Source organism: Streptomyces sp. NPDC051664 (assembly GCF_044453545.1).
In the GTDB taxonomy this organism is placed as follows: domain Bacteria; phylum Actinomycetota; class Actinomycetes; order Streptomycetales; family Streptomycetaceae; genus Streptomyces.
Map to the genome: position 1 here is coordinate 324,216 of NZ_JBITCU010000002.1, position 26,978 is coordinate 351,193.

Consider the following 26,978-nt stretch of genomic DNA (forward strand, 5'->3'; position numbering starts at 1 on the left):
CACATCGTCTACGTGCCGTACCAGCTCAATGGTCAGCTGGTCGAGCAACCGTCTGCGTTCTGAGCCTCGCGCCGGAACGGCTTCGATCCGGTCGAGCGGTGGATGGTGCGGCTGGGGCGCTGCTGACGGTCAAACGTGGCAGGCCCAACCTCTGTGTTGCACTGCTATCGGTCCTCAGCCCGCCTCGTGAGGGTGTCGCGCGTTTCCGCTGCCACCTGCTGGGTTTCGCCTGTCGGGATCACCAGGACGGGCACGGCCGCGCCACGCGGACTGACGACGGCGCCGTCCGGCGGGTTTCCCTCCGTCAGCCCGCCGGTGATGCCCAGGACACCCAAGCCCGAACAGACCGCTTCGCGTACCTCCGGCTGGTCTTCGCCGATCTCGCCTGTAAACACGAGCGCGTCGATCCGGTCGAGGGAGGCGGCGACACTCGCGATGCCGCGCCGCACGCCAAGCGCGAACACGTCCAGCGCGAAGGTCGCCATACTGTCCCCCCGGGCGCCTGCGCGGACGAGGTCCCGGGTGTCCCCGGACATGCCGGACAGGCCGAGGAGGCCGGACTCGTGATTGAGAGCGTCCTCGATCCGCGCGGCCGTCAGGCCTGCCGATGTCTGGAGCCAGAGCAGCAGACCCGGGTCGACGCTCCCGCTGCGCTTGCTCATCACCAGGCCCTCCAACGGGGTGAAGCCCATGGTGGTGTCGACGCTGCGCCCGTCGCGCACCGCGCAGACCGAGCAGCCGCCTCCCAAGTGCGCCAGGACGACGTGCAGGGAGCCGGCCGGACGCCCGATCAGCCCGGCCGCCCGCTGCAGGGCCCACGCGTAGGACAGGCCGTGAAACCCGTACCGGCGCAGACCGTACCGCTCGGTCCACTCGCGAGGCACCGCGTAGGTGCGGGCGGCGGGTGGCAGGTCGGCGTGGAAGGCGGTGTCCAGACACACGACGTGCGGCACGTCGGGCAGCAAAGCGCGGGTCGCGTCCAGGGCGGTGAGGGCCGCGGGCATGTGCAGCGGGGCGAGCCGTGCCGTACGGTCGAGCTCGGCGCGTACGTCGTCGTCGACGATGGTAGGGCGCAGCAGGTGCGGTCCGCCGTGAACGAGGCGGTGCCCGGTCGCCCCGACCGGGGGCGCGTCGCGCAGGAAGTCCTCGATCGTGTCGGCGGTCTCCGGGCCGGGTGGCTCGGTGAGGTGCCTCGCGGCTCGTTCGCGGCCGTCGGCACCCAGAACCGTCAGGTGCAGGCTGGAAGAGCCAGCGTCGACGACGATGATGTCAGGGCCGTTCACAGCTGCCACTTTCGCTTCGTGGTCTCGGCAGGATCGGTGCGGCGGATCGCCTCGCGCAGCCGATCACGATGGTGCGGTAGGCGACGGCCAGGTCGCCGGTGACGGTGGAGCGTCCGCGCACACGGCCCAGCGCGGTAACGGCCGGGTCGTGCCGAGATACGCCGTTGCTCACGAGGAGGTCGTAATTCACCATTGGCCGGGCGTTCACCGCCGTCCTGATCCGTTGCAGGGGTCCATCCCTTACCGGGGTCCAGGGGGCAGGTGACTCCGAGGTCATCGTGGACTCGTCTGGCCTGGGAGCGCTGATGTCGCCCAGGGCTGAACCGGTATCGCGCTCGATGGACAAGTCGCTCCCGGTCGGCGACGAGGCCACGCAACCGATCGTCAGCGACTACGAGGACGGCACCAATGTCCTTGTGCCGCATCAGCTGGGCAACGTTCACCACGGACGTCAGCGACGACACGACGACGGGATCTTCCGTCATGACCTCGCGAACCTGCTGGACCATGATCCTCCTTCAAGCTGCACACCGGCAGGACTGTTGGACTTTCCCAGCTCGTGTACCCGTGACCAGGGACCGCGTGGCCTGGCCTCGGGGGAGTTCCATCCATTGGCTCTCGCGACTGTCTTCACCAGCAGACTGGCCGTACACGGTCACCGACCGTCTGGCGGCCCTGCTCGCAGTGCTGCGCCGGCCGCCGGCGGGACGCGACGCCCATGCTGCGCGACGCGGCAGCGACAGGTAGGGACTGGTCGGCCGTTTCTATGACCTCCGGGCGGACAGCGGTGTTTGCCATCCGGTGACCGCGACACTCGGAAACGAAGTCTGGTCGGCGTCCGTGGGGCCGTGTGCCCCTTTCCGTCGACGCCCCGGAGGCTCCCGCCATGTCTGATGTTCGCTCGCGTTCCTACTTCCTGGGCCTGCTACCTCTGCCCGAGCGTCAGGCCCTCGCGCGTGCACTGCGCACCGAGACCGTCGGTGGCCTGGTGGGCATGCGACAGGAGATGTGCCAGGTGCCACGCTGCGGACGGCCCGCCAAGTCGGCCCAGGTGGCACTGTGCGATCCGCACCACCGCCATCGGGTCGACACCCTGAAGCTGAGCATGGAGGACTTCCTCGGCCACCCCGCAGTCATCCCGCGCGCGAGCACGGGGCAGTGCGAAGTGGAAGTCTGCTACCGGCTGCGCGACTACGACACCTCGCGCTACTACCAGGCACACTCACTGCGGCTGAGCACGCCCGCAAGCGCGGTGAAGTGAGTGACGAGGAAGTGTGGCGGCGCACGACCTCGGCCATCAACGCCGACCGAGAGCTGTGTCTGCGGGGACTGCCGGACCGGGTCGTCGCGGAGGTCCTCTACGGGCTTCAGGCCCGCACCGAGGCAGGCGTCAGGACGTGGGACCACTTCCTGCGGCCTCTGTGCGACCGGCTGCGGCAGATGCAGACACCGACCCTGGAGGTGCTCGCCGATCCGGACGTGTTGGCCACGCTCTCGCGCGTGAAGTCCACGGACGGCGTGGTGCGCACGATGCTGATGTGGCTGGACTGGCTCGGGGCGACGCCCGAGTTGGAGCGCCGCAAGGACGTGTGGGATCTGAGGATCTTCACGGGACAGACCGGCGCGCTGGACTTCACTCGGATCTCGCAGCCGACGCTGCGGGAGGCGGTCAAGCACTGGGCGTACGACGACCTGCCGCGCCGCCGGGGCAAACGGCCCGGCGGCGCGGTCCAGCCGTACGTGACGGCGATGAACCTGCTGTCGGAGAGCCTGCGCCTGCAGCGTGAGGACGGCGGGGTCCACCCGCCGGATCTGCACCGGGGGACATCGTCGCCTTCTGCAACCGGCTCGCGTTCCTGACCGAGACCGGGAAGATCACCGCCCATACGCGCAGCAAGGCCGTACGCAACGTCGCGCTTGTGCTGAGGCGTATCCGCACCTTGGGACTGACACATCCGGGACAGCCGATGGCGGGCTTGCCGACCGACTTCCGCCTGCAGCGGGAAGACACCCCGGACGAGCCCGAGGACACCGAGGCGGGCAAGGACCTGCCCGACGCGGTCATGCGTCAGCTGTGCGACCGCCTCGACGAGTTGGAGCAGCTCACCAGCCGCGAGGTCCGCGTGGGCACCGAACTGCTGATGGACACCGGCCGGCGCCCCGAGGAGATCCGGGACCTGCCCCTGGGCTGCCTGGGGCAGGACCCCGACGGCTCCCTGGTCCTGGTCTACGACAACCACAAGTCCTACCGGAGGGGCCGGCGGCTTCCGATCGGCAAGGCCACCGCGGGCGTCATCACCACCCAGCAGCAGCGGGTGCGTGGAATGTTTCCCGACACTCCCGTCGGCGAGCTGAAGCTGCTGCCCAGCATGCGCGCGAACCCGCACGGCACCAAGGCGATCCACTCCATCGGCGAAGGCCACCGCACCTGGGTCGACGCGCTGCCCGACTTCCTGGTCCCCACCACCGTGGAGGAGAACCGGCAGGCGGTCACCCGCCTGCTGCCCTTCGACAAGAGCCGGAACTTCCCCTACGCCTACCGGCACAGCTATGCCCAGCGGCAGGCGGACGCTGGTGTGGCTCCGGACGTGCTGATGGAGCTGATGGACCACTCCGATCTCAAGACCGCCCAGAACTACTACCGGGTCAGCCAGGAGCGGCGGCGTGAGGCCGTGGACCGGGTGATCGCCTTGCAGTTCGACCGCAACGGCACTCGCGTCTGGCGTAAGGCCCAGTCGCTGCTGGACTCCGAGCACGTCCGCCGGGCGATCGGCGAAGTCAGTGTCCCCTACGGCGTCTGCCAGGAGCCCTCGATCGTCGCGGCTGGCGGGCAGAGCTGCCCGATCCGGTTCCGGTGCGTGGGCTGTGACCACTTCCGTACCGACGTCTTCGGGAACAGTTGATTGTCGGCGGGATCATGCTGCTCGTCATCGTCTTCGGCCTCCTCTACCGCTTCAGGTAGATCACGCCGCTTCGTACCGGTGGGCTCCGGAGGCGACGATCAAGGTCTGCGTGGATGCCCACGTCCGGCCCGTGTGACGGCCGAACGGGTCTCGACAGCACGCTCTCGTTCCGTTTCAGTACCCACGTGGGCCGGCCCGCCGAAGGCTGGCCATGGGCGGGGAGGCATCAGGAGTCGGGGAAGAGAGGCCAGCCGGCCATCAGGCCGCCATCCAGGGTGAGGGTCTGGCCGGTGACGTAACCGGCCTTGTCGGAGCCGAGATACTGGACGGCCGCGGCGATCTCCTCCGGGGTGCCGGGCCGGCCCATGGGGAGTACGGAGTTGATCGCGTCCCGGATGGCGCCGGTGCCAGTGGCGCGTTCGTACATTGAGGTCTGCGTGTAGCCGGGGGCCACGGCGTTGACGCGGATACCGTGCTTGGCGCCCTCCAAGGCGGCGGCCTTGGTGATTCCGATGACGGCGTGCTTGCTGCCCACGTACAGGCTGAGGTCGGGGTAGCCCATCAATCCGTAGGTGGAGCTGACGTTGATGATGCTGCCGCCGCCTTGCGCCTGCATGGCTCGGAACTCGTGCTTCAGGCTGAGGAGCGTGCCCTTGACGTTGGTGTCGAAGGTGGCCTGGTAATCCTCGTCGGTCACCTCGGTGACCGGGGTGAGCTTGCCCTCGGTGCCGGCGTTGTTGAAGGCGATATCCAGGCGCCCGAAGCGTTCCACCGCGCGGTCGACCAGATTCCGGACCTCGGTGTCGTAGCGCACGTCGGTCCTCACGAACAGAGCGCGCCCGCCGCTGTTTTCGAGCTCCTCGGCGAGTGCGTCGCCGGCGTCCTGGTGGCGTCCGGAGGCCACGACGTCCGCACCCTGGCGGGCGTAGGCGAGGGCCGTGGCGCGGCCGATGCCGGTCAGCGCGCCGGTGATGAGGACAACAGGAGCTGGCACGAGGTGGACCTTCGGTAGGGCCTCACAGGGGTGAGGCAGGCGTGAGGCGTCGAGCATTGTCGGGTGGATCGAGGTGTCAGTCGCGGGCCGGGGGAGGGTGGTCTGCTAGATCCCTGCTTTGCGGATGTCTTCGTACATCCGGGCCGCCAGGTCGGTGAGTTCGTTGCTGTCACGGACGTTGGCCTGCAGGTCGAGCAGCATTTCGCCGACGCCCGCGGCCGCATAGCCGGCCACGTCCTCCACGATCTGCTCGACCGTGCCCACGAACAGCTGCCGCTCGGCCCCGCTGACCGGGGCATCGGTGAGAGTGATGTTCGCCCTCCCGCACATCTGCAGGGCGCCCGCTTCGCGCCCGTACGACGCGGCCCGCTGCGTGATCTCGCGCCACTGGGACGCGACCTGCTCCGCTGGGATGCCGGCCGGCAGCCAGCCGTCGGCACGGCGGGCCACCCGATCCAGTGCCTTTCCACCGCCTGCCGCCAAGTAGACGGGGATGGGGCGCGCGGGCTTGGGTCCGACCTCGGCCTCGTTGATCACGGTGTACCGGCCCTGATATGACACGGGATCTGGTCCCCACACCGCCGCACAGACATCCAGCAGCTCGTCCAGCACCGCCCCGCGCTCCTCGAACGAGGCGAACCCGGCCGCCGCGTACTCGTCCCGCGACCAGCCCGTTCCCAGCCCTGCGACCACCCGGCCGCCGCTGGCCGCATCGAGCGTCGCAAGGGCGCGGGCGAGCTGGAACGGCACATGGAGCGGCGCGATCAGCACGCTACTGCCCAGCCGGACCCGCTCTGTCGCCGCCGCCACGAGCGGAAGCACCACCAAAGGATGGGCCACCGAGCGGTACGCTTCCGGCCAGGCCAGCCCGGGCACTCCGTACACACCCTGCTGGGGCCGCAGCGGGAACAGCGCCCGCTCGAACACCCACAGGCTGTCGTAACCAATCTGTTCCGCCGCCCGTGCCACCCGCGCCGGATCGCGCGACAGGTCGCACCACTTCATCTGCGGTACTCCGAGTCCGAGCTGTATGGCCATGGCCCGATCGTCCCCCGTCGCCCCACTGACCGCAGCCGTTGCACCCCCATCTGCAGGACATGCGCGCGCCCACACGGCGCGCTCGATGTTTCCCCGCGGCCGGCCTGAGAGATCGAGCAGGTCGGCCGGAGGCTCACGATGCCCTGATCGGCTCGGGTGGAAGGATCGAAACAGCTTCCCTGGGGCGCCGTCGGTGAAGTCGTAGACATCAGGTGCGCTGGCGTGTGTCGGCATGAGGGGGCCGCTGACTTCGACGGTCGGGTGGCGTGGGGTCACGCGTGCGGGACGACCGCGATGGGGCCAGCGCCGTGGTGCAGTACCGCGTGGGTCCTCGGAGGTGATCTCCAGGTGGGGTAACGCCGGCGCAGGGTGTCGGCCGCCTCGCAGGGGACGCTCTCGGCCCAGGCGCGCAGGGTCACGGGGCCGGTGAGCGGCACGTGACCGTAGGGCTGCCGCGCTCGTCCGACAGGGTCGATGTCAGGAGGTGTCAGCCGCGCATTGGGCTGCGGGCGGGACGCTCCTGTCACCCGCTGCGACGGCTGGGCAGCTGAAGTAGGCCGCCCCCTTGCCGACAGATAAAGCAGCGCAGGGGTTGCGCCTTTCGGCGAACCAGTGCCCCCGAAGCCGAGAACGCGGCGAGAGTGTGCTGTTACGGCCCGCGCAGCGTCACAGGGGCCGGATGTTGTGGTTCATCCGGAACATGTTGGAGGGATCGTAGGTGCGCTTCACCCGCGCCAGGCGTTCGTAGCGGTCGGCGCCGTAGGCCTGGCGCACCCCTTCGGGCGTTGTCGCCTCGTCACCGGACATGAAGTTCACCATGTTCCGGTCGGCCGCCCAGGGCGCCAGTGCGTCCATGACACGGCCGAGGTGGCCCCGCATCGTTTCGCGCTGCTCGGGACCGCCCACGCCGAAGCCGAACGCGACGAAGGGGATGCCTCGGGTCGACACGGCGTTGGGCACGGCAGGCTCACGGTCGAATGCTCCGCCGAGGGCGCGGACCTCCACGTTGCCGAGCGGGCACCGCGAGTCCGGTCCGGCGAGCTCCACCAGCATGTCCACGGCCTCCTCGGGCAGCTCGCGCATGCAGGTGGTCTGGTCGTAGTAGGCCAGCGGGTCGGTGGGGTCCAGGTGCATCTCGGCCATCGTCGAGTACGGCCTGTCCCGGATCGTGTCGAAGAGCGGCGTCGCCAGGTTCCGGAACGGAGCCATCAGCCGCTCGGCGTCCTCGGCCTCGCCGAGGGAGCCGATCCGCAGATGCACCACGAAGGCTCCGCGCAGCGGCTCCGGAAGCTCGGGCCGGCCGGGAAGCCGTTGGACGGCGACCGAGGAGGACATCTCCTCCGGCAGATCGTCGACCCACTGGCGCCAGGTGTGCAGCACGTCGGCCATCTGCTCGCCCCGGTACCACAACCCCCCCGCCGTAGAACCGTGCCACCGGGAACGCCTCGAGGTCGACAGAGGTGACCACGCCGAAATTGCCCTTGCCGCCTCGCAGTGCCCAGAACAGGTCGGGCTCGCTGTCGGCGGTCACGGTCCGCGACACACCCTCGGCGGAGACGACCCTCAGCTCCCGCACATGATCGGCCGCGTATCCGAAGGAGCGGCCCAGCAAGGGACTCTGTCCGCCCCCCAGTGTGTAACCGACCACGCCCACCGTCGCCGCGGACCCGCTCGCCGGCGCGAGACCATGAGCGGCCGTCGCGCGGACCACATCGCGCGCGCGTACGCCGGCCTCGATCCGTACGATTCGGCGGTCGGGATCCACGGTGACGCCGTTCATCCGCCCGGTGCTGATCAGCAGCGCGCCGTGGCCAGGCAGGACCACCTGGTGTCCGGTCGCCTTCACCGCCACGGGCAGGGAGTGCGCCGCTGCGAAGCGAACGGCGGCGCACACATCGGCCTCGCAGGTCGCACCCATCGCGAGCGCGGGCTCCAGAACACGGTTCAGGTTGTAGGTGGCGCATTCCTCGGCGTAGCCGCCATCGGCGGGCAGAAGCACCGGGCCGTCGACGTGCCGCGCCAGGTCCGCGGCATGGCCGGGGATCACGACAGGGGCGACTGGCTCCGCCCCCGTTTCCAGCTCGCCGTCCTCGTCGCTGATGACGTCGCCGACCGTTGCGTAGAAGGCGGCGACGCCGGGCAGCTCCGGCCCCTTGGCACGGGAGGCGGCGAGGTCTTCGGGCGTGTCCCAGGTGAGGACATCCAGCCACTCGTCGTCCGACAGTCGCACGAGGCGCGCGTCGAGGAAGCCGTCCAGGCCGGCGGCGAAGTCCGCCAGCATCTTGGAGTGGGCGGCGAGAAGATCGGCGACCTGGTCGGGGTTCACCCGGAAGCGGGTCAGCTCCACTGTGGTCATGGATGCCCCTCATGTCGATTCGTACCTTTTCAATAATATTAGGTAGTTACCGGGCGCTGAAATCCCGAAAGCCCCCTGCCCGCGCATCGACGCATCAGCGAACTTCCGGGTCGCAGGACATGCACCAGGTGGCCCCAGGCGGTGAGTTGGCTGATCACCTTGTTGGGCACCCAGGGCAGCGGTGGCCGGGGCCGGTCCGTCGGGGCCGACGGGGTGTCGACCGGGTGCTTGGCCACCGGCGCGGACTCCCCGGTGAGGGCGGCGTGGCGCATGGTCAGGCCGGTGGAGCGCAGAATACGCAGATCCGCCGGGACCAGATCGCCCGGTCCGAGGCGGATCACGTCACCGGGTACGAGCTGGTCGACCGGGATTTCTCGGGGAGGCCGGGCCGATCGTTCGCTGGTGCGGCGCCGCACGGTCGCTCATCGAGGCAAAGGCCGAAGGCAAGGAAGCGGCGCAGCCGGCCGAGGGTGAATCGCAGCAGCCCAGTCAGGTCGTCGACCTGATGGCGGCTCTGAACGCATCCGTACAGAGGGCCCGCGAGTCCCGCGGCGAGACGGACGCGCACGCAACGGTCCACGAGATGAAGCCTCGCAAGAAGGCCGCCGCGAAGAAGAGGGCGAAGAAGGCGCCTCCCAAGAAGGCTGCGGCACAGAAGACCACGGGGAAGAAGGCGGCTGGCCGGAAGCCTCGCAGCGCCTGATTACCCGAGCACGGACAGCTCCCCGGCCCGAGGAAACGGCGGACGCATCCGACTCGCCCAGCTGCACGGGTCTCGGTCCGGAGCGAGGATCAGTGTACCGGTGGTGGCTCAGATGTCACTTCGACTGGACCGCCGCCGGACTCACGAGGGCGCCTCGTGCGTCCAGGTCCCGGGATAGTGGCAGACGTGTCTTCCCGGCCAGATGCGAGGGGCTCGGTTCGGCACGATGTTTGGTCTGGGGGGTGGCCCAGACATCTCTCCCAGTTGAGGCCGCCCCTGTTGAAGCCTGGACCTCAACCCTCTCGTGCGCCCGTATGGCCTACCGAATTTGGGGAGGGCATGTGGGCTGCTTGGGTTGTGGCGTCGCTCGGTCCAGGGATTTACGCCCCTGCTGGCCACGGCCGGGCGACACTCCGCCCCCACTCGGGAGGGGGGCGGATTAGTGCGTTTCGGGGAAGGTGCGCTGGGAGACAGTTCGACTAGCTTGAACGCGTGGACGAGCGCGCGCCGGAACCGGAGCACTGGCTGACATCCGAGGCCAGCGTGAACACGTCCGGTTTCTGGACGGGCATCGAGAGGTTCCGCACCGCAGTGATGCTCGCCATGCACCTCGACGTCGAAGTCCTGGACGGAGAGCTGAACGACCTGTACGAGGGACAGCTGTGAACCGTCGCTCGTACCCGAACGTCGGCTGAACCCGGCCGACGCTGTTTAGCCGTCCGGATGCAAAACGTCTCGCCCGGCACAAAGATCAAGGTGCGGTGGTGGCCCGGGTTCTCCTCCTAAGGGCTGTCCCGTACTCCCTGGCGGGCGTGCGACGACAGCTGCGGCGCCTCGCCGCGTTGTCGGAACGCCCGAATAAATCCAGTATGCGGACGTCCTTCCGCCTTGCGATGCACCGCATCTGACGCCGTGCGCTGATCCACCAGGGATTACGGGACAGCCCTTAGCGGCCTGGGCCGCCACCCGTCAGCCAGAGCAAACAGCAAACAGTAAACAAGGGTCTGAGGCTTTCGTGCATCCGGAGATCGGCTGGCACGCGCAGCCAATCAACGTCCTTTCGGTCGCGTCACCATCTGCTATGGCTGGCTCAGATGCATTGGTGATCGCGCGGGATGGCCGAGGTCCCGCAAGGGCCCCACTCGTATGCGGGCGGGGCCCTTTAGTTCGTCGGCACTGATGAGTCACCACGCCCCCTGCTCCGGCTACGGCCGGGACGGGGGGTGCTTTCGTGCGTCCGGGGCTGTACGCCCATCTGGCCGACAGGGGCTTTTGGGTGGGATCTTGCAAGCTGGTTAGCTACCGCTGCGGTCCGCTCACACGCTGTCATCCGCTCGCTATGGCCGGGCGGCAATCCGCCCCCGCCGCTCGGGGAGGGGGCGGGTATATGCACCCGGGCAGCCACGTTCGTAGCTCTCTGCCCTCCCGGCGCGCCTGTAGGAGGGGGGTGAGACGGCACTTATGCCGCTTCGTACTCGTGGGCCCGGCCGCCACGCCATTCGATCCAGAGTGGGTCGTTAAGGCACTTCTCGGCGTCGATGCCGGCCCGCCGGAGAACTTCGATCAGCTCATGGTCATCGGCGACGAGACCGGCGAGCTCATCGTTGATCGTGACCACCCGAAGACCGGTAAGGGAGATGCCGTGGACGACTACCGGGGCACTCATGCCTCCAGGGTGCACCCCGCTCCCTGCTGAGCACACCGAGCTCGCGATGTCGGGCCCGACGGGTAGCGCCGAGCCCCTACCGCCCGCCAGGTCGGCAGCGCAGCAGGCGTCGCGCTGGGAGGCTCGCTACTGGCCGGCGCAGCCAACTTCACCACCGGGCTGCGGACCAGCATGGCCATCGGCGCCGCCGCCTACCTGGCGGCCGCCGCCCTCGCGCTCTTCTGCATCCCACAGAAGGAACCCCGCCACGCCGCCGACTGAAGGCCTGCCAACCCATCGCTGACGCTCCGAGAATCCACGGGAGCCGGAGCGACCTGTAGCTTGCTGTGAACGCCGAACAACAAAACCGCAGCCGGTAGGGCTGCGACAGCACCTCGTCGAGTGCGGCCGCATGACAACGGCTCGGAGAATGTCAGTCGGCGCTGGACGAGGAGCAGCTCACGGCCCTGGTGTCCCTGATCGCCGTCATCAACGCCTTCAACCGACTGAATGTCATCACCCGACAACCCGGGGGCGACTACCAGCCCGGCCAATTCGGGTAAAGGGCGCAATCTCGATTCGGGTGGCGCCGGGCGAACCCGGCAAGGCTCGGGCTCGCCCGACCGCCGCCCACCGGCCCGGTCGCCAAGCCGCTGTGCATGGGGTCATCCGCGGGCACTATGGCTACAGCGCGTCCACCGCACTCACCTTCCAGCCCGCGGACGTACGCGTCAGCGTCATTCGCACCCGGTTCAGGTCGACGCGCGGCCCCGTCACTTGCGTGCTCGTGGTTACCTGATTGACGAAGAGCAGGACGACGGCCTTGTCCGGCGAGGCCGACACCACGGAGGCGGCCGGTGCACCGCCGCCCGGCGGCTTCACCACCGTCGCCTTGACCACCCCGTGGTACTTGGCGGCGGTCGGCGCCACCACCCTCGTGGTGGTCCTGCCGTATTCGTCACGGAACTTCCCGGTCAGGTGGCCGCGCGCCGCCGCGAAGTCCTTGTCGAGCCGCCGGTAGTCGTACGACAGCACCACGGGCGCCGCCTTCTGCGCCGCGGCGAGCGCCTCCAGCCGCGCCCCGTCCGCCTGTCGCCCCTCCTCGTACTCCCACCCCAGCACGGCGGCCGCGGCCGGCATCGCTGCCACCAGCACGGCCAGTACGGCCAGCACGGCGCGGAACCGGCCACGTCTCCGACTCTGCGCAGAGGCGACCACCGGATCGTCGGCATGTAGCACCGGCCCGGCCTGTTGATCTTCCGCCTTCCGGCCCTGGCTCGCGTCGTCGGGTGCTTCCAGAGGCGCCTCGTCCCGAGCCGGCGGATGCGTCCTGTCCACTGTCTTCGGACGCGTCTCGTCCGGGCTGCGGGTTGCGACCCGTTCCGTCCGCCGGGCTGCCGCTCGGGCGGCGGCGGCCATCGAGCGGCGGCCGGGGGTTGCGGCGCCGGGGCCTCGTCCAGTCGGGTTCGCCACGGTGTTGCTCCTCACTGCCTTGCTCCTCACTGCAGGCGATACGGGCGTGTCCTCGGGCACCCGGTCAGCCGACGAACTCGACATCGGACGTCAGCCAGCGGCCGTGCTCGAGTACGAGATCGAGCTGGAGCCGATAGGTGCGGGCCTGGCCCCCGGGGGCGGCGGAATTGGTCACGTTGCTGTCGGCGACGACCAGGACGCGTGCGGTGCGCTCGTCGGAACGCGCGATGCCCGCTTCGAGCACCTGTCCCTGCGACACCGACTTGTTGGCCGCGACGAGCTTCGTCAGCTCGGCGGTCTGCGCGGAGAACTGCTCCTTGAAGGCACCGGTGGCACCCTTCAGCACGTTCTCGCTGTCCTGCTCGTAGTGCCGGTAGTCGAGCGAGGTGAAGTTGAGTGCGGACTGGCGGGCGGCGGCCAAAATGTCCTGGTGTCGCTGCTCCTCCGCGCGCTGCTCGTACACCTGGACGCAGAGCCAGCCGCTCAGCGCCGTGGTCACGACCGTCGCCACGGCGAGCGTCGCCGCCACGGCCCTGCCACGCCGGGCCGAGGCCGCTGTCGTGGTGCCGAGCAGGCGGAGCAAGCGGGTCAGGCGCGCGAGGATGCCCGCGTTCATGCCATAGGTCCGACGAGCAGCCATTGCCACGATTCCTTTCCGAGCACACTCTGTTCGCCGCCCGTCGAGCCGATCTCGACGGGCGTTCCGTCCGGACCGGCGGCGATGCCGGTCTCCGGGTCGTACGGGGTCACATACGCGGCCCGACCGGCCCCCGTCGAAGCCGAGGCACCGGGTACGTTCTGCGCGCCACGGACCGAGGTGGCGCTGCCGCGCGGGGCCGTGCAGTGCGCGCCGGTGTCGGCGGGGCGCTCGCTGGTGTCCGCGGGGTCGCGCCGCTGGGTGCCGTATCCCTGACGGCACGGCGCTGGATCGTCGGCCCCGGCGACCAGGCCGAAGTGGGTGGTGCCGTCGCCCGGGACGACCGTGGGACTGCCCGCGACGACGACCGGAAAGGTCACCAGGGCCTGTTCCACGCCGGGCAGCCGCGCCACGGTGATTTGGCCGCCGCTGATCAGATTTCCCAGCAGCACGGGCAGAGCGGTCTCGTTCTGCTTGAGCAGCGAGTTCAGCTCCTGCGCGGCCGGTGCGGTCGAGCCGATCAGCCTGCGCAGGTCCCCGTCACTGGACTTCAGCTCGGTGGTCAGGGCCGCCAGGTCGTGCGAGAACGACCTGATCGCCGACCCCTTGTCGACCTGTGTCTTGAGGACCGTGCGTGAGTCCTCGATCAGTGAGACGGTCTGCGGCAGTGACGCGGACGCCGACTCCACCAGGTTGTTGCCCGAGTCCACAAGACGGCTCAGATGCGGGCCGGTTCCGGCGAAGGCACTGCCGAGCTCGTCGACCGTGATCCGCAGATCTTCCTTGCCCACGGAGTTGACCAGCCGGTCCAGGCTCAGCACGACATCCGTGATGGGCAGCGGCACCCGGGTGTCGCCGCGGGCGATCACGCTCCCGTCCCTCAGATACGGGCCGTCGCTGTCCCGCGGCTGCAGATCGACGTACTGCTCGCCGACCGCCGAACGGTTCGCCACCACCGCCAGCGTGTTGGCCGGTATGCGCGCCCCGTCCTCGATCTTCAGCGCCACCGACACCCCACGGGAGCCGGACAGCCGCAGCTCACCGACGCGGCCCACTGGCACCCCGCGATAGGTGACCTCCGCGCCCGGGAAGACTCCTCCGGACGCGGTGAACTCGGCGCGCACGGTGTAACCGCGGTCGAGGAGGACATCCGCCAGGCCGGTGTACCTGGCGCCCACGTACGACACCCCGACGGCGGTGACCGTGGCGAAGGCGAGCAACTGGGCCTTGACCGTACGAGTGATCACAGTTGCATCCCCCTCAGCATGAGCTCGGCAAGGGCGAGTGATACCCCGGGCGGAAGGCGGTCCGCGTCCCTGCCTCCGTAGGTGGCGTAACTGCCGGTGCACACCGGCGGACACAGCGGATCGGAATCGACCGGCGGCCCGGACGGTGTGCCGGGCTTCTTGGGCACGCCCGGAGCCTTCGGCAGCGCGGTGGGCAGCGGTACGCCGGGGGCCCCCGGCAACTCCGGTAGCTCCGGTAGCTCCGGTAGTTCGGGCTTGTCCGGTGCGCCCGGCTTCTTGGGCTCTTCGGCGAGATTGCCGTAGACGCTCGCCAGATCCAGATCAGCGGTGATCTTGAGATTGACGTAGTCGCCCTTGATGGCGCCCGTCACGTTGCGCGGGAACGGATACGTCGTCAGAAGCTCCAGGGAGTTGGGCAGATCGCTGCCTGCCTTGTTCAACTGCTCCAGGATCGGCCGCAGACTGCGCAGATTGGCGGTCAGGTCGGCCCGCGAGGCATTGACCACCTTGGTGCCGGCCGTGCCGAGCTTCGACAGAGACGTGAGCATGGCGGTCAGCTTGCGGCGCTGGGCTGCCAGCACCTTCAGTGCGCCCGGCATGGTGTCGACCGCCGTGGCGATGGTCTTCTTCTCCCGCGCCAGCCGTGTGGCCAGCCGGTCGATTCCTTCGAGCGCGCGGACGATCTCCTTGCGCTGCCCGTCAAGACCGCCCAGGAAGGTGTCCAGCTCGGTCAGCAGGGACCTCACCCGGTTCTCCCGGCCCTCCAGGGCCTTGTTCAACTCCGCGGTGACCGTCTTCAGCTGAGCCACCCCGCCGCCATTGAGTAGCGCTGACAGCGCGGAGAGCACCTCCTCGATCTCCGGGTTTCGCCCGCTGCGGGACAGCGGGATCCGGTCACCGTCGCGGAGCCTGCCCACGGGTGCCCTCTCCGCCGGGGCGGACAGAGCCACGTACTTCTCGCCGAGCATGCTGGTCTGGCACAGCTCGGCGATCGCGTTGCCCGGCAGCTTCACCGTGCCGTCGACCCGGAGCCGCACACGGGCATGCCAGTCGACCAGCTCCACCTTCTCGACCGAGCCCACCGTGACGTTGTTGACCTTCACGGCCGACTGCGGCACCAGATCGAGGACGTCCCGGAACTCGACGGTGACCCGGTAGGCGTTGCCGTTGTCGGCCGCGCCGCCGGGCAGCCCCACGTCGTACAGGCCGTTGAACTCGCAGCCGGTGAGCACCACCGAGCCCACCGCCGTCCACAGGGCCGCCGCCCTGCCACCGCGCCGCACTCTGCTGATCGTCATGCCCTGGCCTCCAGGATTCCGCCAAGCGTCCGGTCGACCGGTCCGGTGCCCGACACCGGTGCGGCGCTGGGCAGTTGGGGCAGCGTGTCGAAGAGCTCCTGGAGCTTCTTGCAGTCCGGGTCCTTGCCGCCGGCGTCCCCCGTGGTCCTCAGCAGCGAGCAGAGCAGTGCGGCCGGATCCTGGGGCTGGTCCAGGTTGTTACGGGTGTCGAGGGTGCCGGACGAGGGGTTGTAGGCGTTCTGCAGGTTGGAGAGCCCGGCCGGCGCGACCTCCAGCAGCTCTGCCAGGGCGGCACGCTGGGTGACCAGCACCTTGGTGACCTTGCTGAGCCCCTTCACATCCGCCGTCAGTGCTTTCTTGTTGCTGCGTACGAACGCGGCCACATCGCCCAGCGCCACCCCCAGATGCCGCAGCGCCGCCGCCAGGTCCTTGCGTTCCCCGGCGAGCTGGTCGGCCACATCGGAGAGGCTGTCGTTGAACGACCGCACGTTCTTGTCGTCGGCGGCCAGCGCCGCGGTGAACACCTGCAGATTCCGTACGGTGCCGAACAGGTCCTGTCGGCCGTCGGAGAGGGTGGTGACCGCCAGTGACAGGCCCTCGACCGTCTGGTTGAGCTGTGCGCCCTGGCCGTCGAGGGTGTCCGCGCTCACCCCGAGCAACCGGGACAGTGAACCGTCCGCGTTGGCGCCTTTCGGGCCGAACGCCGCGGCTGTCGTGTGCAGGCTGTCGAAGATTCGGTCCAGCTCGACCGGCACGGCCGTGCGGCTCTCCGGAATGAACGCGCCGTCCTCCATCGCGGGACCGCCGCGGTACACGGGCAGCAGCTGTACGTAACGGTCGCTGACGACCGAAGAGTTGATGATCGTGGCCTGCGCGTTCGCGGGGATCTTGCGCCCGGACTCGTACTCAAGCTCCACCCGCACGCGGCCGCCTTCCGGCGTGATCTTCCCGACCTCACCGACGCGGACGCCGAGGACGCGTACGTCCGAGCCGGAGTGGATGCCGACGGTGCGTGGGAAGTACGCGGTGACATGGACAGGGGCTGAGCGCGGCCACAGGACGACTGCCGTCGCGCCCGCAACGAGCGCGAACGCGACGACCAGGGCCAGACGCCGAGCAAGACGTCCTCTCGGTGTGAGAGGCGGTAGGAAACGGGTCTTCATCGCGAGCCTCCCGTCCGCGGAACCGCCGGAGCGGCGACCACGTTCTGGATATAGCTGTCGAACCACCGCCCGTTGCCGAGGGTGTTGGTGAACACCCGCACGTAGGGCGCGAGCAACTTGATGCTTCGGTCGAGGCTCGCCTGGTTGCGTTCGAGCATGCTGACCACCGAGTTGAGGCCTTTGAGCGCCGGGCCGATCTGCTTACGGTTGTCCTCGACCAGGCCGGAGAGCTGGATGCCGACCGCGGCCGAGCTCTTGAGCAGCGAGTGGATCGCCGCCCGCCGCTTGGCGATCTCCTTGAAGAGCTTGTCGCCGTCCCTGACCAGTACGACGAACTCCGCGGAGCGGTTATTCAGCACACCGGTGACCCCATGGGCGTGATCGAGGAGTTGCCGCAGCGACTGATCGCGGGAGGCGACCGTCCGGGAAATCTTCGACAGACCCTTGATGGACGCCCGTACCTCGGTCGGCGAATCCTCGAAGGTGGCGGAGATGGTGTCGAGAGCCTTCGCCAGCCGGGCCGTGTCGACCTTCTCCGTGGTGGTCGTCAGATCACTGAACGCTGCCACGACGTCGTACGCGGGAACCGTCCGGTTCAGCGGAATCTCGCTGCCGGGCCGCAGCTGCCCGGTGCCCTTCGGCTGGAGTGCGAGGTACTTCGCGCCCAGGATCGTCTTGACCCTGATGGCAGCCCCGGTCCGGGTGCCGAACTCGGGCTCTCCCTTGACCCGGAAGGTGACTTTGACATGGTCACCGTCCAGGTCGACCTCGTCGACCTTGCCCACCTTGACCCCGGCGATCCGCACCTCGTCGCCGGGCTTGAGGCCGCCTGCCTCGGAGAAGGCCGCGCTGTACGTCTCGCCGTCGCCGATCAACGGCAGGCTGTCGGCGTTGAACGCGGCCAAGGCCAGCAGTGCGAGCGTGGTGATGCCCACGGCTCCGATCACCACAGGATTTTTCTCGCGGAACGGAATCATGAGCACCTCGCCCGGGCGACATGGAGCTCGGGGGTGAGGATCTCCCTGGTCTTCGGCAGCACGATCCGGCCGTCGAAGTCACAGAGGTAGAAGTTGAACCAGGAGCCGTACGAGGCGGTCCCTGTCAGCTTGTTGAGCTTGTTCGGCAGCCGTTTCAGCACGCCCTCCACGGTCTTCTCGTTCGCTTTCAGCGTTCCGGTGAGGTCTCGCAGCCCGGCGATGTCGTCGCGCAGCGGAGGCCGGGCGTCCTGGAGGAGGCCCGAGGTGGCCTCGGTCAGCCCGTCGATGCCCGCCAGTGACGCGCCGATCGGCTTACGGTCGGCGGAGAGGCCTGAGATCAGCCGTTGCAGCTGCTTGAGGAGGCCGGAGAAGCGGGCATCGCGCTTGTCCAGAGTCCCCAGCACCGTGTTGAGGTTGTCGATCACGGAGCCGATCAGCTCGTCGCGATCGGCGATCGTCGTGGTGAGCGAAGCGGTGTGCGCGAGCAGGCTGTTGACGGTCCCTCCTTCGCCCTGCAGGGTCTTGATGATTTCGGTGGCGAGCTGGTTGACGTCTTCGGGGCTCAGCGCCGCGAACAACGGCTTGAACCCGCCGAGCAGGGCGTTGAGATCGAGCGCGGGCTTCGTCCTGGCGAGCGGGATCATGCCGCCCGGCTTGAGGCGCGTACCGTCGCCCGCGCCCTCGGTCAGGGCGACATAGCGCGACCCCACCAGACTCCGGTAGCGGATGACCGCGCCGGTGCTGCTCAGCAGCGGCCGGTCACGGGAGACGGTGAACGTCACCTCGGCCAGCGTGCGGTCCTTGATCGCGATGTCCTGGACCTCGCCGACGCGAACTCCGGCCACCCTGATGTCGTCGCCCTCCTCCAGGCTGGTGACATCGCTGAACACCGCCCGGTAGGTGTCCTCGGGAGTGAAGGAGATATTGACGATGGTCGCCGCGAGCAGCGCGGTCGCCAGCACCGTCGCCACCGCGAACACACTGAATTTGACCAGCGGCACCATGGCATCGGTGGCACGTGCTCTCCTCATGCGACGCTCACCGCCGTTCCGCGGGCCATCGGGCCGAACAGCAGCGTCGCGACCGCGGGCACCCGGTCGGCCGGCACCCCGAGGACGGGGGCCACGAGCGAGCCGACGGCCCCCTGCTCGGCCGCGGTGGCGGACACACCGGCTCCTCCGGGCAGTCCGCCCGCGCCTGTCCGCGACGTACCGTCGTCGAGATGGACATCGGGTGCGGGGACATAGGGGTTGGGCAGGCCCCCGCAGTCGGGTCCTGAGCGCTCTGCATAGCGCGGTTCCTCACCGGGTCGGTACGCGGGCCGCGGGTGGACGAATTCGAGCGTGATGTGCATCTCTCCGCCCCTGAACGCCTCTTCGGACGCCGCCTCCTGCTTCACCAGGCCGTCGAGGAGGCAGGGGTATTCGGGTGCGTAGCGGGCGAACAGCGCCAGGGTGGGCCGGGAGACACGGCCGAGCGTGATGAGCCGGTCGCCGTTGCCGTCGAAGAACTTCTCCGCGGTGCCGGCGACCGTGGTGGTCGTCTTCAGAGCCTCGGCCAGCCGGTCCTGTTGCTCGACGACTGTGCGGCTGGTGGTGACGGAGTTGCGCAGGATCCGCATCAGATCGGGTGCGGCGTCGCCGTACACCTCCGCCACATCGGCGAAGCGTGCGATGTCCTCCTTGATGGACGGCATACGGGGGTTGAGGTTGTGCAAGTAGCCTTCGACGCGGGTCAGATTGACGCCGATGCGGTCCCCGCGCCCTTCCAGAGCGGTGGCGAACGCGGACAGGGTGGCGTTGAGCTCCGCGGGCCGTACGGTGCGCAACAGCGGCAGCAGGTCGTTCATCAGCTGCTGCAGCTCGATGCCGACCGTCGTGCGGTCCTGGGTGATGACATCACCGGCACGGATGTGCCGGGCACCTGACCCGCGTGGCGGTACCAGATCGACGAACTTCTCGCCGAACAGCGTCTTGGGCAGCAGTCGGGCGTGCACATCGGCCGGGATACGCGAGACATGCTCCGGCTTGAGCGCGATGACCACAGTCGCCTTCTCGCCGTCGGCCCGCACCGTGCGCACCTCGCCGACCATCAGCCCGCGCAGTTTGACGTCGGCCCGCGGGTCCAGCTGATTGCCCAGCGTGTCCGCCTCCAGCGTGATGCGTACGACCGAGGTGAACACCTGCTGGTAGACGGCCACGGACAGCGACAGCAACAGCGCCATCACCGCGAGGAAGGCGACGCCATACAGCCTCAGCCGGGTGCCGCGTGCCAGGGTCGGTCCTGGAATGCGCATCGCTCGTTACCCCGCAATCCGTACGGTTGTGTTGGCGCCCCAGATCGCCAGACTGAGGAAGAAGTCGAGGACGTTGATGGCGACGATGGAGGTGCGCACCGCGCGGCCGACCGCGACGCCGACGCCGGCAGGACCACCGCTCGCGTAGTAGCCGTAGTAGCAGTGCACAAGGATGATCACGACGGCGAATACGATCACCTTGCCGAAGGACCAGAGCACGTCGACCGGCGGCAGATACTGCTGGAAGTAGTGGTCGTAGGTGCCGGTGGACTGTCCGTAGTAGTCGGTGGTGATGGTGCGTGCGGCGAAATACGAGGACAACAGCCCGATCACATAGAGCGGGATCACGGCGACAAAGCCGGCGATCATCCGGGTGGTCACCAGGAACGGCAGCGAGGGAACGCCCATCACCTCCAGCGCGTCCGTCTCCTCGCTGATGCGCATCGCGCCGAGTTGGGCGGTGAATCCGGCGCCGACCGTCGCGGACAGGGCGAGACCCGCCACCAGCGGTGCGATCTCACGGGTGTTGAAGTACGCCGAGAGGAACGCCACGAAGTTCGACGTGCCCAACTGGTTCAGCGCCGCGTACCCCTGCAGGCCGACCTCGGTGCCGGTGAAGAAGGACAGGAAGGCGATGACACCGACGGTTCCGCCGACGACGGCCAGCGCGCCGCGCCCGAAGCTCACCTCCGCGAGCAGCCGCAGGATCTCCTTCTTGTAGCGGCGCAGGGTCCGTCCGGTCCAGGTCAGCGAACGCCCGTAGAAGGCCAGTTGGGTGCCCAGCTCCTCGAGCCATTGCGTGAGCGCCATCCTCATCCCCTCTGCGGCACGATCTGGAAGTAGGCGGCGGTCATCACGAAGTTGGTGACGAACAGCAGCATGAAAGTGATCACCACGGACTGATTTACGGCGTCGCCCACGCCTTTCGGGCCGCCCTTGGCGGTGAGTCCCTTGTACGAGGCGACGATCGCGGCGATGGCGCCGAAGACCAGGGCCTTCAGCTCGGCCGCCCACAGGTCCGACAGCTGGGCGAGGGTGGTGAACGACGCGAGATAGGCGCCGGGCGTGCCGTTCTGCAGGATCACGTTGAAGAAGTAGCCGCCGGCCACACCGACGACCGAGACCAGGCCGTTGAGCAGGACCGCCACCAACATCGAGGCCAGTACGCGCGGTACGACCAGGCGGTGGACAGGGTCGATGCCCAGTACCTCCATGGCGTCGATCTCCTCGCGGATCTTCCGCGCCCCGAGGTCCGCGCAGATCGCGGTGCCTCCCGCCCCGGCGATCAGCAGCGCCGTCACGATCGGCGAGGCCTCGCGCAGCACCGCCAGGACGGACGCGGCACCGGCGAAGGACTGCGCGCCCAGCTGCCGGGTCAGACTGCCGATCTGCAGGGCGATCACGGCGCCGAAGGGAATGGACACCAGCGCGGTCGGCAGGATCGTCACACTGGCGATGAACCACGCCTGCTGGATGAACTCCCTTGCCTGGAAGGGGCGTCTGGGCATCGTCCGCAGGACGTCGAGACCCAGCGCGAAGAGGTTGCCCGAGTGCCTCAGCGCTCCGGTGGGCGACAGGCTCATATGTCCGCGCCCCTTCCGCGCACTGCGGCCCTCACCTGTCGCAGCGCCTCCCGCTCGGCGATCGCCTCCCAGCGCGGCGGGCGGGTGATCCCCGCGGTGGGCAGAAGACGTGGGGTCAGCTCAGGCAGGCCCCGCGGCACGGGATCCGCGTCGTCGCCGAGCTGCGCCAGCTCCTGTTCGACCTGGGCCGCGTCCTTCTCCTCGGCCATGCCGATCGGACCCTGCATCCGGCCGTTGAGGAACTGCCGTACCACCGGCTCCTCGCTGGTCAGCAGCTTCTCCCGGGGGCCGAACATCACCAGCTCGCGTCGGAACAGCAGCCCGATGTTGTCCGGGACCTGCCGCGCCGACGCGATGTCGTGGGTGACGATCAGAAAGGTCGCGTCGATCTGCGCGTTGAGGTCGACGATCAGCTGGTTGAGATAGGCCACCCGGACCGGGTCGAGCCCCGAGTCCGGCTCGTCGAAGAGGATGATCTCCGGATCGAGAACCAGGGCCCTGGCCAGTCCGGCCCGTTTGCGCATGCCGCCGGATATCTCGCCGGGCAGCTTCTCCTCGGCACCGATCAGGCCGACCATGTCCATCTTCTCGTGCACGATCCCTCTGATCGCGCTCTCCGGCTTGCGGGTGTGCTCTCGCAACGGGAAGGCGATGTTGTCGTAGAGGTTCATGGACCCGAACAGCGCGCCGTCCTGGAACAGCACGCCGAACAGCTTCCGTACCTCGTACAGTTCGTGTTCGCGCAGGGCGGTGATGTCCGTGCCCGCGATCCGGATCGACCCGCGTTCGGGCTTGAGCAGCCCGACGAGCGTCTTGAGGAACACCGACTTGCCCGTGCCCGAAGGACCGAGCATCACCGAGACTTCGCCGGCGGGCAGCGTCAGCGAAACGTCCTGCCAGATGACCTGGCGACCGAAGGACTTGGTCAGCCCTTCCACGCAGATCTCGACACCCATCCGGTTCACCCTTCAGCCGTGGAGCAGCTCCGACATCTGCTCTACGGGGAAGGGCGGCCCGTCCGTCGCTGCGGACCGAAGATTCTTTCCGGACAGTTCCTGAAGGTTTTTTACGGGTATGGAATCGGCGACGCCGCGTCCGTCCCGTCGGCGGGTAGGGCCACTGTGGGCAGTGACTTCGGCGGCAGCGACGCGGACGGCAAGGGTGCCGAGGGCAGGTCGGACAGGCCGGGTACGGGAACCTCCGGCACGGTCGGCATCTCCGGGACGGCCGGAGTGGTCAGCGGCAGTGGCGGCAGAGGCGGCAGCGAAACCCGGGGCAGGGGCGTGAGCAGGGTACCGCCGGAACGCCGCCCAGCGTCCGCAGCGGCCCGCGCCGGCCCGGTGGGAGTGGATGCGGTCGGCGGCGCCGTACGGCCGAGGGCCGACTCCCGCGCGTCCGCGGCCTGTGAGACCGCGGGGGACGCGGGGCGCGACGAACCGGGCTCGTCCCCGTCATCGACGTACGGCAGGAGGATCAGGCCCGCGAACGCCAGCGTCGCCGCTGTTGAGGCCACCGCCACTGCGTGGGCGTTCCCGCCCCGTGGGCGGCCGTGGCCGACCAGCCACAGGGCGAGGCCCAGCGTGGCGGCCAGCGAATGGCGCAGCGTCCGGCGGGCCCGAGCCAGCAGAGACTCGACGGTGCGGTAACTCAGCCCCATCTTCACGGCGACCTGGCCGACGTCCAGATCCTCGGACTTCAGCCACAGGGCCTCGGCCTGGCGGGCGGGCAGTTCATCGCTGCGGCGGGCGAGCCACCTCGCCTCAGCGCGGTCGCAGACAGCTTCCTCGACCGGCACCGGGACCGGCGAGAGAAGCCTCTGGCTGCTGCGCACCTCGCTCTCCCGGTTGACCTGCCGGTAGCGGTCCACGCACAGCCGCATCGTCACCGTCGTCAGCCAGGCGCCCAGCCGCTCGTCGTCCAGTTCCGGGTGCTCCACTGCGCGCAGCATCGCCTCGTGTACGGCGTCCTCGGCGTCCTCCGGACTCATGGACCTGCGCCGGGCCACCTTGAGTAGCTGCTCGCGGTGGCTCCACGCGCGCTGCCACCTGTCGTCGGCCGCGTTTGTGTCCGTCGCCATGAGGGCCCCTTCGCGCTCACCCGGCCGGACATGGTTCGGCCCGGCGTGGGGAGATTACCGCCCGGTATCCAGGCTTGGGGAGGGGAGGCGCGCATCGTTCGGTTCCGTTGCTGGTCAGCCCACCGACGCCGGGGATCTCGGCGATGGGGCTCGGGAGCGCGGGCAGCGGCACTGCGGGCTCTGCGCCGCCGCCAACGCTCTTCGAAGGCGAGGGTGAAGGGGGAGGCGGCGAAGAGTTGGGCGCTTCAGACGCACCTGCCGGGCGGCCGGAAGCCGCGGAGGACGCAGCCGGCCGCGGTTTCTTCGTCGCCCTCGGCTTGGGACGGACGGCCGGTCCAGAACCCTGGTCCGGGACGACCCGGTGGCCGTCGAGGTAGTACGCGAACCATGCCTTGACCGTGCGCAGATACGCACCGGAGCGGTTGTAGCCGAGGATCGCGCGGTCCAGGTCCGCCGCCCGGGAGAGATCGCGCCCGCCCGCGCACAGATAGTGCCCTGCCGCGAGCGCCGCGTCGTAGATGTTGCCCGGATCGCTGCGCCCGTCGCCGTTGCCGTCGGCGCCCCAGACGTCCCAGGTCGACGGAATGAACTGCATCGGGCCCACGGCACGGTCGTACGCGGAGTCCCCGTCGTACGTCCCGCCGTCGGTGTCCCTGATGACCGCGAATTCATTGCCGTCGAGGCGCGGGCCGAGGATCGGTGTGAGCGTCGTGCCGTCCGCTCGCACCCGGCCGCCGCGTGCCTGCCCGGACTCGACCTGCCCGATCGCGGCGAGCAGCTGCCAGCGCAGCCGGCAGCCCGGCCTGCTGTCCGCGAGCTCGTCCTCGGCCTGCCGGTAGGCGGCCAGGACGGTGGTCGGCAGTGCACCTCCGGCTTGTACGCCTGAGCCGCCCCTGCCCCCGGTGCCGCCCGCTGCTCCGCGCGACCGCAGGGGCGGGAGCTCGGTGCGGTACGGGGCGTCGCCTGAGACACTCGGCCTCGGCGGGGCCGAGTGCACCGTTACCGGGGCAGGGGCGTGAGCCGCCGTCCCCGGCGCCTGCGAGGCGGTCAGTGCTGCCATGGCCGCCGTGACGACCGCTGTCGCCCGGACACCTCTGCGCTTGCGCCCTGTCATGATGCAGCCCCCTCCCGGGGCCGCTGTTGTGCAGCCCGTTCACCTGGTCTACGCGGCAGCGGCGCGGGTCCGTCGGTGCGTTGCTGGGTGTCCGATGTGGAGCTCGGCCTGCTGGATGGGTTGCCGGTGGCCGTCACTGCCAGCCGCTCAATCGCGGGGATCTGGGACCTCGGCACCGGCACATCCCTGCATGAGATCCGAATGCCTGTCGCTCCCGGTGCCGTCGCCTTCGCCCCCGGCAGTGAGCTCGTCGTCGGCGCAGGGTACGAAGTGATCGCTCTGGAGCGTTGAAGCGCACGGCACGTCAGCCTGTCTTGTGCGTGACCGGGAACAGGGTGTATCTGGCGACAGCCGGCCAGTCCGTGGAGCGGCTTGGTAGCAAAAAGCCGTGACGCTCATTTGACGCTCCGAGCGTCTGACGGCTGCCTGCCTGACCCGAAAACTGGCTCTGACGTGCGGTCGCTGCCGCTTGGGAGTCCGCCGCGGCAGGGCGCCACTCCCCGGCGGCCAGGAGCTGCCGTGCCTGCCCGGCCTCACGGGTCAGGGCGCGAGTCTGCAGCGGCCGTGGGCTGAAGGCTGCCCGTGAGTCTCGTGCCCGCTCGCCATGGCCCCTCTCCCTCTTCCCTCGTTCCTGCGGCTGTCGCGACGTAACCGCGTGCCCGCTGTGAGCGCCGGTGGGCAGCCCATCACACAAGCGGATTGGGTCTCTTGGAGCCGCTGGGGTTCGCGTCAGGCTGCCGGTCTCGTCCAGGCCATCCTCTGCCTGCATCCGGCCAGCTCAGCATGAAGTTGGAAAGGGCTCACTGACCAGCAACAAAATCCCACAACCGCGACCCGGACGACTGAATCTCACCAAACCGAGAGATGGCGATCAGCAACACCAAGACCGACGCCACAACGGCACACCCAAGAACTTGGCGTCAAATGGGCAGCAGCATGACGACCTGCGTCGGCTGCAATGGGTCAGGGCTCGGCTCAGGGGCGCTCTACGTCTCGCCCTCCAGCTCTTCCCGCGTCTTCTTCTCCTCTCGCAGCATCTGCCACCTCTGGCGCTGGCGCTCGCCGTACGCCGCGTTGCGGACGGTGCCGTCGTCTTCGAGTCCGGATCCGAACGCACCCCCGACCATGCCCATCGAGCTGACGAACCAGGCGAGCACGGCGTAGTCGTGGACCGTTGAGTCTTGCCCGATAACCGTGCCGAAGACCGACGGGGTCAGGATGAGCTTGGAGACGCCGAAGAGGACGAGGAACAGGATCACGTACAGGGAGAGCACACCGGCGGTGATCGTCACGCACGTGACTGTGTTGTAGAGGCGGGAAAAGGAGCGGGAGAGCGAACCGTGAGGGCGTTCCCAGAGCTCGTGATCGATGATGATCCACGCCGTGAGGGCGAGAAGGGACACCACAGAAGCCCCGATCAGGCGCCCCACGTCCATGCCCGAAGAGATTTTCCAGGTCGAGTTGTTGATCAGGCCGAAGGCAGCGGTGGCGAAGACACCGGCCAGTGCGCGGGAGAGGGTGGCGAAGAGCCGCCAGGGCCGGTTGGCCCGCACCATACCGGTGACGAGACTCAGATGTCCGCGCAGGCCGGGCACGATGAAGCGTTCCAGACCATCCTCGCCGGCCCCCGAAGCTTCGAGCCGGCCGGCTTCCTCCAGGGACGGAGCGAGATCGGCACGTTCCCGGGTGAGCATGCCGACGACATCCGCGACGACGCGCCGGGCGCGCCGTCGCATCCGCCAGGAGCCGAGCGCGGGCAGGGACACCAGCGCGATGCGGTCCGCCGGGCTCACCTCGACGCTGACCGGGCGCAGGCCGGCTCGTCGAGGCAGATCGGTGAGGAGGACTCCGGCCTCCCAGTCGCCCTCGGGGAGCAAGGGGCGTACGACGTCGGCCGCGGAGGAGACGTCCAGTTGCTCGTCCGCGACCAGGGGTACCGTGCGCGCCGTCACCCGCCAGTCGACGTCCGCGCGGACCCGCCGCCTCAGCAGCTGCGGCAGCTTGTCGGCCAATTCCTGGGCGATCTCCGACGCCACTCCGGGGTCGGCGACCAGCACAATCCGCACCACGTGCGCCGCAGCGGCAGGCAGGAAATCTGTCACGGTCTCAATCCGGTCGGGGGCGGGCACGCGCGACGGTTTTTCGCCCGAGGTCCCGTTGTAACGCCCCTCTATGTGGCAGTCGAGCGCGA

26 protein-coding genes and 3 pseudogenes are annotated in these 26,978 nt (G+C 69.0%); 7 read left to right on the plus strand and 22 right to left on the minus strand.

Annotated elements, in window-relative coordinates; genetic code table 11:
* Positions 1 to 164: 164 nt before the first annotated feature.
* Together ACIA8E_RS04760 and ACIA8E_RS04765 are read right to left on the minus strand one after the other, a co-directional pair.
* Positions 165 to 1,283, minus strand: a complete 1,119-nt coding sequence (locus ACIA8E_RS04760; RefSeq protein WP_399294535.1) for an acetate/propionate family kinase — start codon at positions 1,281 to 1,283, stop codon at positions 165 to 167.
* Complete coding sequence (locus tag ACIA8E_RS04765) at positions 1,280 to 1,792, minus strand: CBS domain-containing protein (RefSeq protein ID WP_399294538.1); 513 nt, start codon at positions 1,790 to 1,792, stop codon at positions 1,280 to 1,282. The genes ACIA8E_RS04760 and ACIA8E_RS04765 overlap by 4 nt, the downstream gene beginning before the upstream one ends.
* 377 nt (positions 1,793 to 2,169) lie before the next feature.
* On the opposite strand from ACIA8E_RS04765, the gene ACIA8E_RS04770 reads away from it, so the two are divergent.
* The 3 genes from ACIA8E_RS04770 to ACIA8E_RS04780 all read left to right on the plus strand — a co-directional run bounded on the left by ACIA8E_RS04770 (position 2,170) and on the right by ACIA8E_RS04780 (position 4,186).
* The gene (locus ACIA8E_RS04770; protein ID WP_399295086.1) at positions 2,170 to 2,544 is read left to right on the plus strand and encodes a hypothetical protein; all 375 of its coding nucleotides are present in this window, start codon (positions 2,170 to 2,172) and stop codon (positions 2,542 to 2,544) included.
* Complete coding sequence (locus ACIA8E_RS04775) at positions 2,541 to 3,143, plus strand: hypothetical protein (RefSeq protein WP_399294541.1); 603 nt, start codon at positions 2,541 to 2,543, stop codon at positions 3,141 to 3,143. Before ACIA8E_RS04770 ends, ACIA8E_RS04775 begins: the two co-directional genes overlap by 4 nt.
* Positions 3,144 to 3,250: 107 nt before the next feature.
* Positions 3,251 to 4,186, plus strand: a complete 936-nt coding sequence (locus ACIA8E_RS04780; protein ID WP_399294543.1) for a hypothetical protein — start codon at positions 3,251 to 3,253, stop codon at positions 4,184 to 4,186.
* Between the two features lie 226 nt (positions 4,187 to 4,412).
* Here ACIA8E_RS04780 and ACIA8E_RS04785 read toward each other — a convergent pair whose 3' ends face one another.
* The 5 genes and pseudogenes from ACIA8E_RS04785 to ACIA8E_RS04805 all read right to left on the minus strand — a co-directional run.
* Entirely contained in the window at positions 4,413 to 5,180 is a 768-nt protein-coding gene (locus ACIA8E_RS04785; protein WP_399294546.1) for an SDR family NAD(P)-dependent oxidoreductase, read from the minus strand.
* A gap of 105 nt (positions 5,181 to 5,285) precedes the next feature.
* A complete protein-coding gene (locus tag ACIA8E_RS04790; protein WP_399294548.1) occupies positions 5,286 to 6,218 on the minus strand; it encodes an LLM class F420-dependent oxidoreductase in 933 nt (310 codons plus the stop codon).
* Between the two features lie 666 nt (positions 6,219 to 6,884).
* Positions 6,885 to 7,607: a BBE domain-containing protein gene (locus ACIA8E_RS04795; protein WP_399294551.1), complete on the minus strand. Its 723-nt coding sequence runs from the start codon at positions 7,605 to 7,607 to the stop codon at positions 6,885 to 6,887.
* 211 nt (positions 7,608 to 7,818) lie between these two features.
* A pseudogene (locus tag ACIA8E_RS04800) lies at positions 7,819 to 8,574 on the minus strand (FAD-binding oxidoreductase); the annotation flags it as partial.
* 209 nt (positions 8,575 to 8,783) lie between these two features.
* A pseudogene (locus ACIA8E_RS04805) lies at positions 8,784 to 8,996 on the minus strand (hypothetical protein); the annotation flags it as partial.
* Positions 8,997 to 9,079: 83 nt separating this feature from the next.
* On the opposite strand from ACIA8E_RS04805, the gene ACIA8E_RS04810 reads away from it, so the two are divergent.
* Both ACIA8E_RS04810 and ACIA8E_RS04815 read left to right on the plus strand, forming a co-directional pair.
* Complete coding sequence (locus tag ACIA8E_RS04810) at positions 9,080 to 9,277, plus strand: hypothetical protein (protein ID WP_399294554.1); 198 nt, start codon at positions 9,080 to 9,082, stop codon at positions 9,275 to 9,277.
* Between the two features lie 492 nt (positions 9,278 to 9,769).
* Complete coding sequence (locus tag ACIA8E_RS04815) at positions 9,770 to 9,943, plus strand: hypothetical protein (RefSeq protein WP_399294557.1); 174 nt, start codon at positions 9,770 to 9,772, stop codon at positions 9,941 to 9,943.
* A gap of 793 nt (positions 9,944 to 10,736) precedes the next feature.
* Here ACIA8E_RS04815 and ACIA8E_RS04820 read toward each other — a convergent pair.
* A complete protein-coding gene (locus tag ACIA8E_RS04820; protein WP_399294559.1) occupies positions 10,737 to 10,943 on the minus strand; it encodes a hypothetical protein in 207 nt (68 codons plus the stop codon).
* Between the two features lie 425 nt (positions 10,944 to 11,368).
* Here ACIA8E_RS04820 and ACIA8E_RS04825 point away from each other — a divergent pair.
* Positions 11,369 to 11,485, plus strand: a pseudogene (locus ACIA8E_RS04825) (carboxymuconolactone decarboxylase family protein); the annotation flags it as partial.
* Between the two features lie 121 nt (positions 11,486 to 11,606).
* Here ACIA8E_RS04825 and ACIA8E_RS04830 read toward each other — a convergent pair.
* The 13 genes from ACIA8E_RS04830 to ACIA8E_RS04890 all read right to left on the minus strand — a co-directional run bounded on the left by ACIA8E_RS04830 (position 11,607) and on the right by ACIA8E_RS04890 (position 24,787).
* Positions 11,607 to 12,395: a hypothetical protein gene (locus tag ACIA8E_RS04830; RefSeq protein ID WP_399294562.1), complete on the minus strand. Its 789-nt coding sequence runs from the start codon at positions 12,393 to 12,395 to the stop codon at positions 11,607 to 11,609.
* Between the two features lie 64 nt (positions 12,396 to 12,459).
* Positions 12,460 to 13,035, minus strand: a complete 576-nt coding sequence (locus tag ACIA8E_RS04835) for a hypothetical protein (RefSeq protein ID WP_399294565.1) — start codon at positions 13,033 to 13,035, stop codon at positions 12,460 to 12,462.
* Positions 13,008 to 14,279: an MCE family protein gene (locus ACIA8E_RS04840; RefSeq protein WP_399294568.1), complete on the minus strand. Its 1,272-nt coding sequence runs from the start codon at positions 14,277 to 14,279 to the stop codon at positions 13,008 to 13,010. The genes ACIA8E_RS04835 and ACIA8E_RS04840 overlap by 28 nt, the downstream gene beginning before the upstream one ends.
* Entirely contained in the window at positions 14,276 to 15,577 is a 1,302-nt protein-coding gene (locus ACIA8E_RS04845; RefSeq protein ID WP_399294572.1) for an MCE family protein, read from the minus strand. The genes ACIA8E_RS04840 and ACIA8E_RS04845 overlap by 4 nt, the downstream gene beginning before the upstream one ends.
* On the minus strand, positions 15,574 to 16,740 hold the full coding sequence (locus tag ACIA8E_RS04850; protein WP_399294575.1) for an MCE family protein: 1,167 nt from the start codon (positions 16,738 to 16,740) through the stop codon (positions 15,574 to 15,576). Before ACIA8E_RS04850 ends, ACIA8E_RS04845 begins: the two co-directional genes overlap by 4 nt.
* Positions 16,737 to 17,717, minus strand: a complete 981-nt coding sequence (locus ACIA8E_RS04855; protein ID WP_399294577.1) for an MCE family protein — start codon at positions 17,715 to 17,717, stop codon at positions 16,737 to 16,739. The genes ACIA8E_RS04850 and ACIA8E_RS04855 overlap by 4 nt, the downstream gene beginning before the upstream one ends.
* Positions 17,714 to 18,748: an MCE family protein gene (locus ACIA8E_RS04860; protein ID WP_399294581.1), complete on the minus strand. Its 1,035-nt coding sequence runs from the start codon at positions 18,746 to 18,748 to the stop codon at positions 17,714 to 17,716. Before ACIA8E_RS04860 ends, ACIA8E_RS04855 begins: the two co-directional genes overlap by 4 nt.
* On the minus strand, positions 18,745 to 20,013 hold the full coding sequence (locus ACIA8E_RS04865) for an MCE family protein (RefSeq protein ID WP_399294584.1): 1,269 nt from the start codon (positions 20,011 to 20,013) through the stop codon (positions 18,745 to 18,747). Before ACIA8E_RS04865 ends, ACIA8E_RS04860 begins: the two co-directional genes overlap by 4 nt.
* Positions 20,014 to 20,019: 6 nt before the next feature.
* Entirely contained in the window at positions 20,020 to 20,823 is an 804-nt protein-coding gene (locus ACIA8E_RS04870) for an MlaE family ABC transporter permease (RefSeq protein ID WP_399294586.1), read from the minus strand.
* A 2-nt stretch (positions 20,824 to 20,825) separates the two neighbouring features.
* A complete protein-coding gene (locus ACIA8E_RS04875) occupies positions 20,826 to 21,596 on the minus strand; it encodes an MlaE family ABC transporter permease (protein WP_399294588.1) in 771 nt (256 codons plus the stop codon).
* Positions 21,593 to 22,552, minus strand: coding sequence for an ABC transporter ATP-binding protein (locus tag ACIA8E_RS04880; RefSeq protein WP_399294591.1), 960 nt, complete (start codon positions 22,550 to 22,552; stop codon positions 21,593 to 21,595). The genes ACIA8E_RS04875 and ACIA8E_RS04880 overlap by 4 nt, the downstream gene beginning before the upstream one ends.
* Positions 22,553 to 22,662: 110 nt before the next feature.
* Entirely contained in the window at positions 22,663 to 23,673 is a 1,011-nt protein-coding gene (locus ACIA8E_RS04885) for an RNA polymerase sigma factor (protein WP_399294593.1), read from the minus strand.
* 16 nt (positions 23,674 to 23,689) lie between these two features.
* Positions 23,690 to 24,787 carry a lytic transglycosylase domain-containing protein gene (locus ACIA8E_RS04890; RefSeq protein WP_399294595.1) on the minus strand — a complete coding sequence of 366 codons (1,098 nt, stop codon included), beginning with the start codon at positions 24,785 to 24,787 and terminating at the stop codon, positions 23,690 to 23,692.
* Between the two features lie 96 nt (positions 24,788 to 24,883).
* Here ACIA8E_RS04890 and ACIA8E_RS04895 point away from each other — a divergent pair, with 96 nt between their 5' ends.
* Positions 24,884 to 25,078 (plus strand): hypothetical protein, encoded by a 195-nt coding sequence (locus ACIA8E_RS04895; RefSeq protein ID WP_399294597.1) that lies wholly within the window; start codon positions 24,884 to 24,886, stop codon positions 25,076 to 25,078.
* 695 nt (positions 25,079 to 25,773) lie between these two features.
* Here ACIA8E_RS04895 and ACIA8E_RS04900 read toward each other — a convergent pair.
* Positions 25,774 to 26,889 carry a hypothetical protein gene (locus tag ACIA8E_RS04900; protein WP_399294600.1) on the minus strand — a complete coding sequence of 372 codons (1,116 nt, stop codon included), beginning with the start codon at positions 26,887 to 26,889 and terminating at the stop codon, positions 25,774 to 25,776.
* Positions 26,890 to 26,978: the final 89 nt, after the last annotated feature.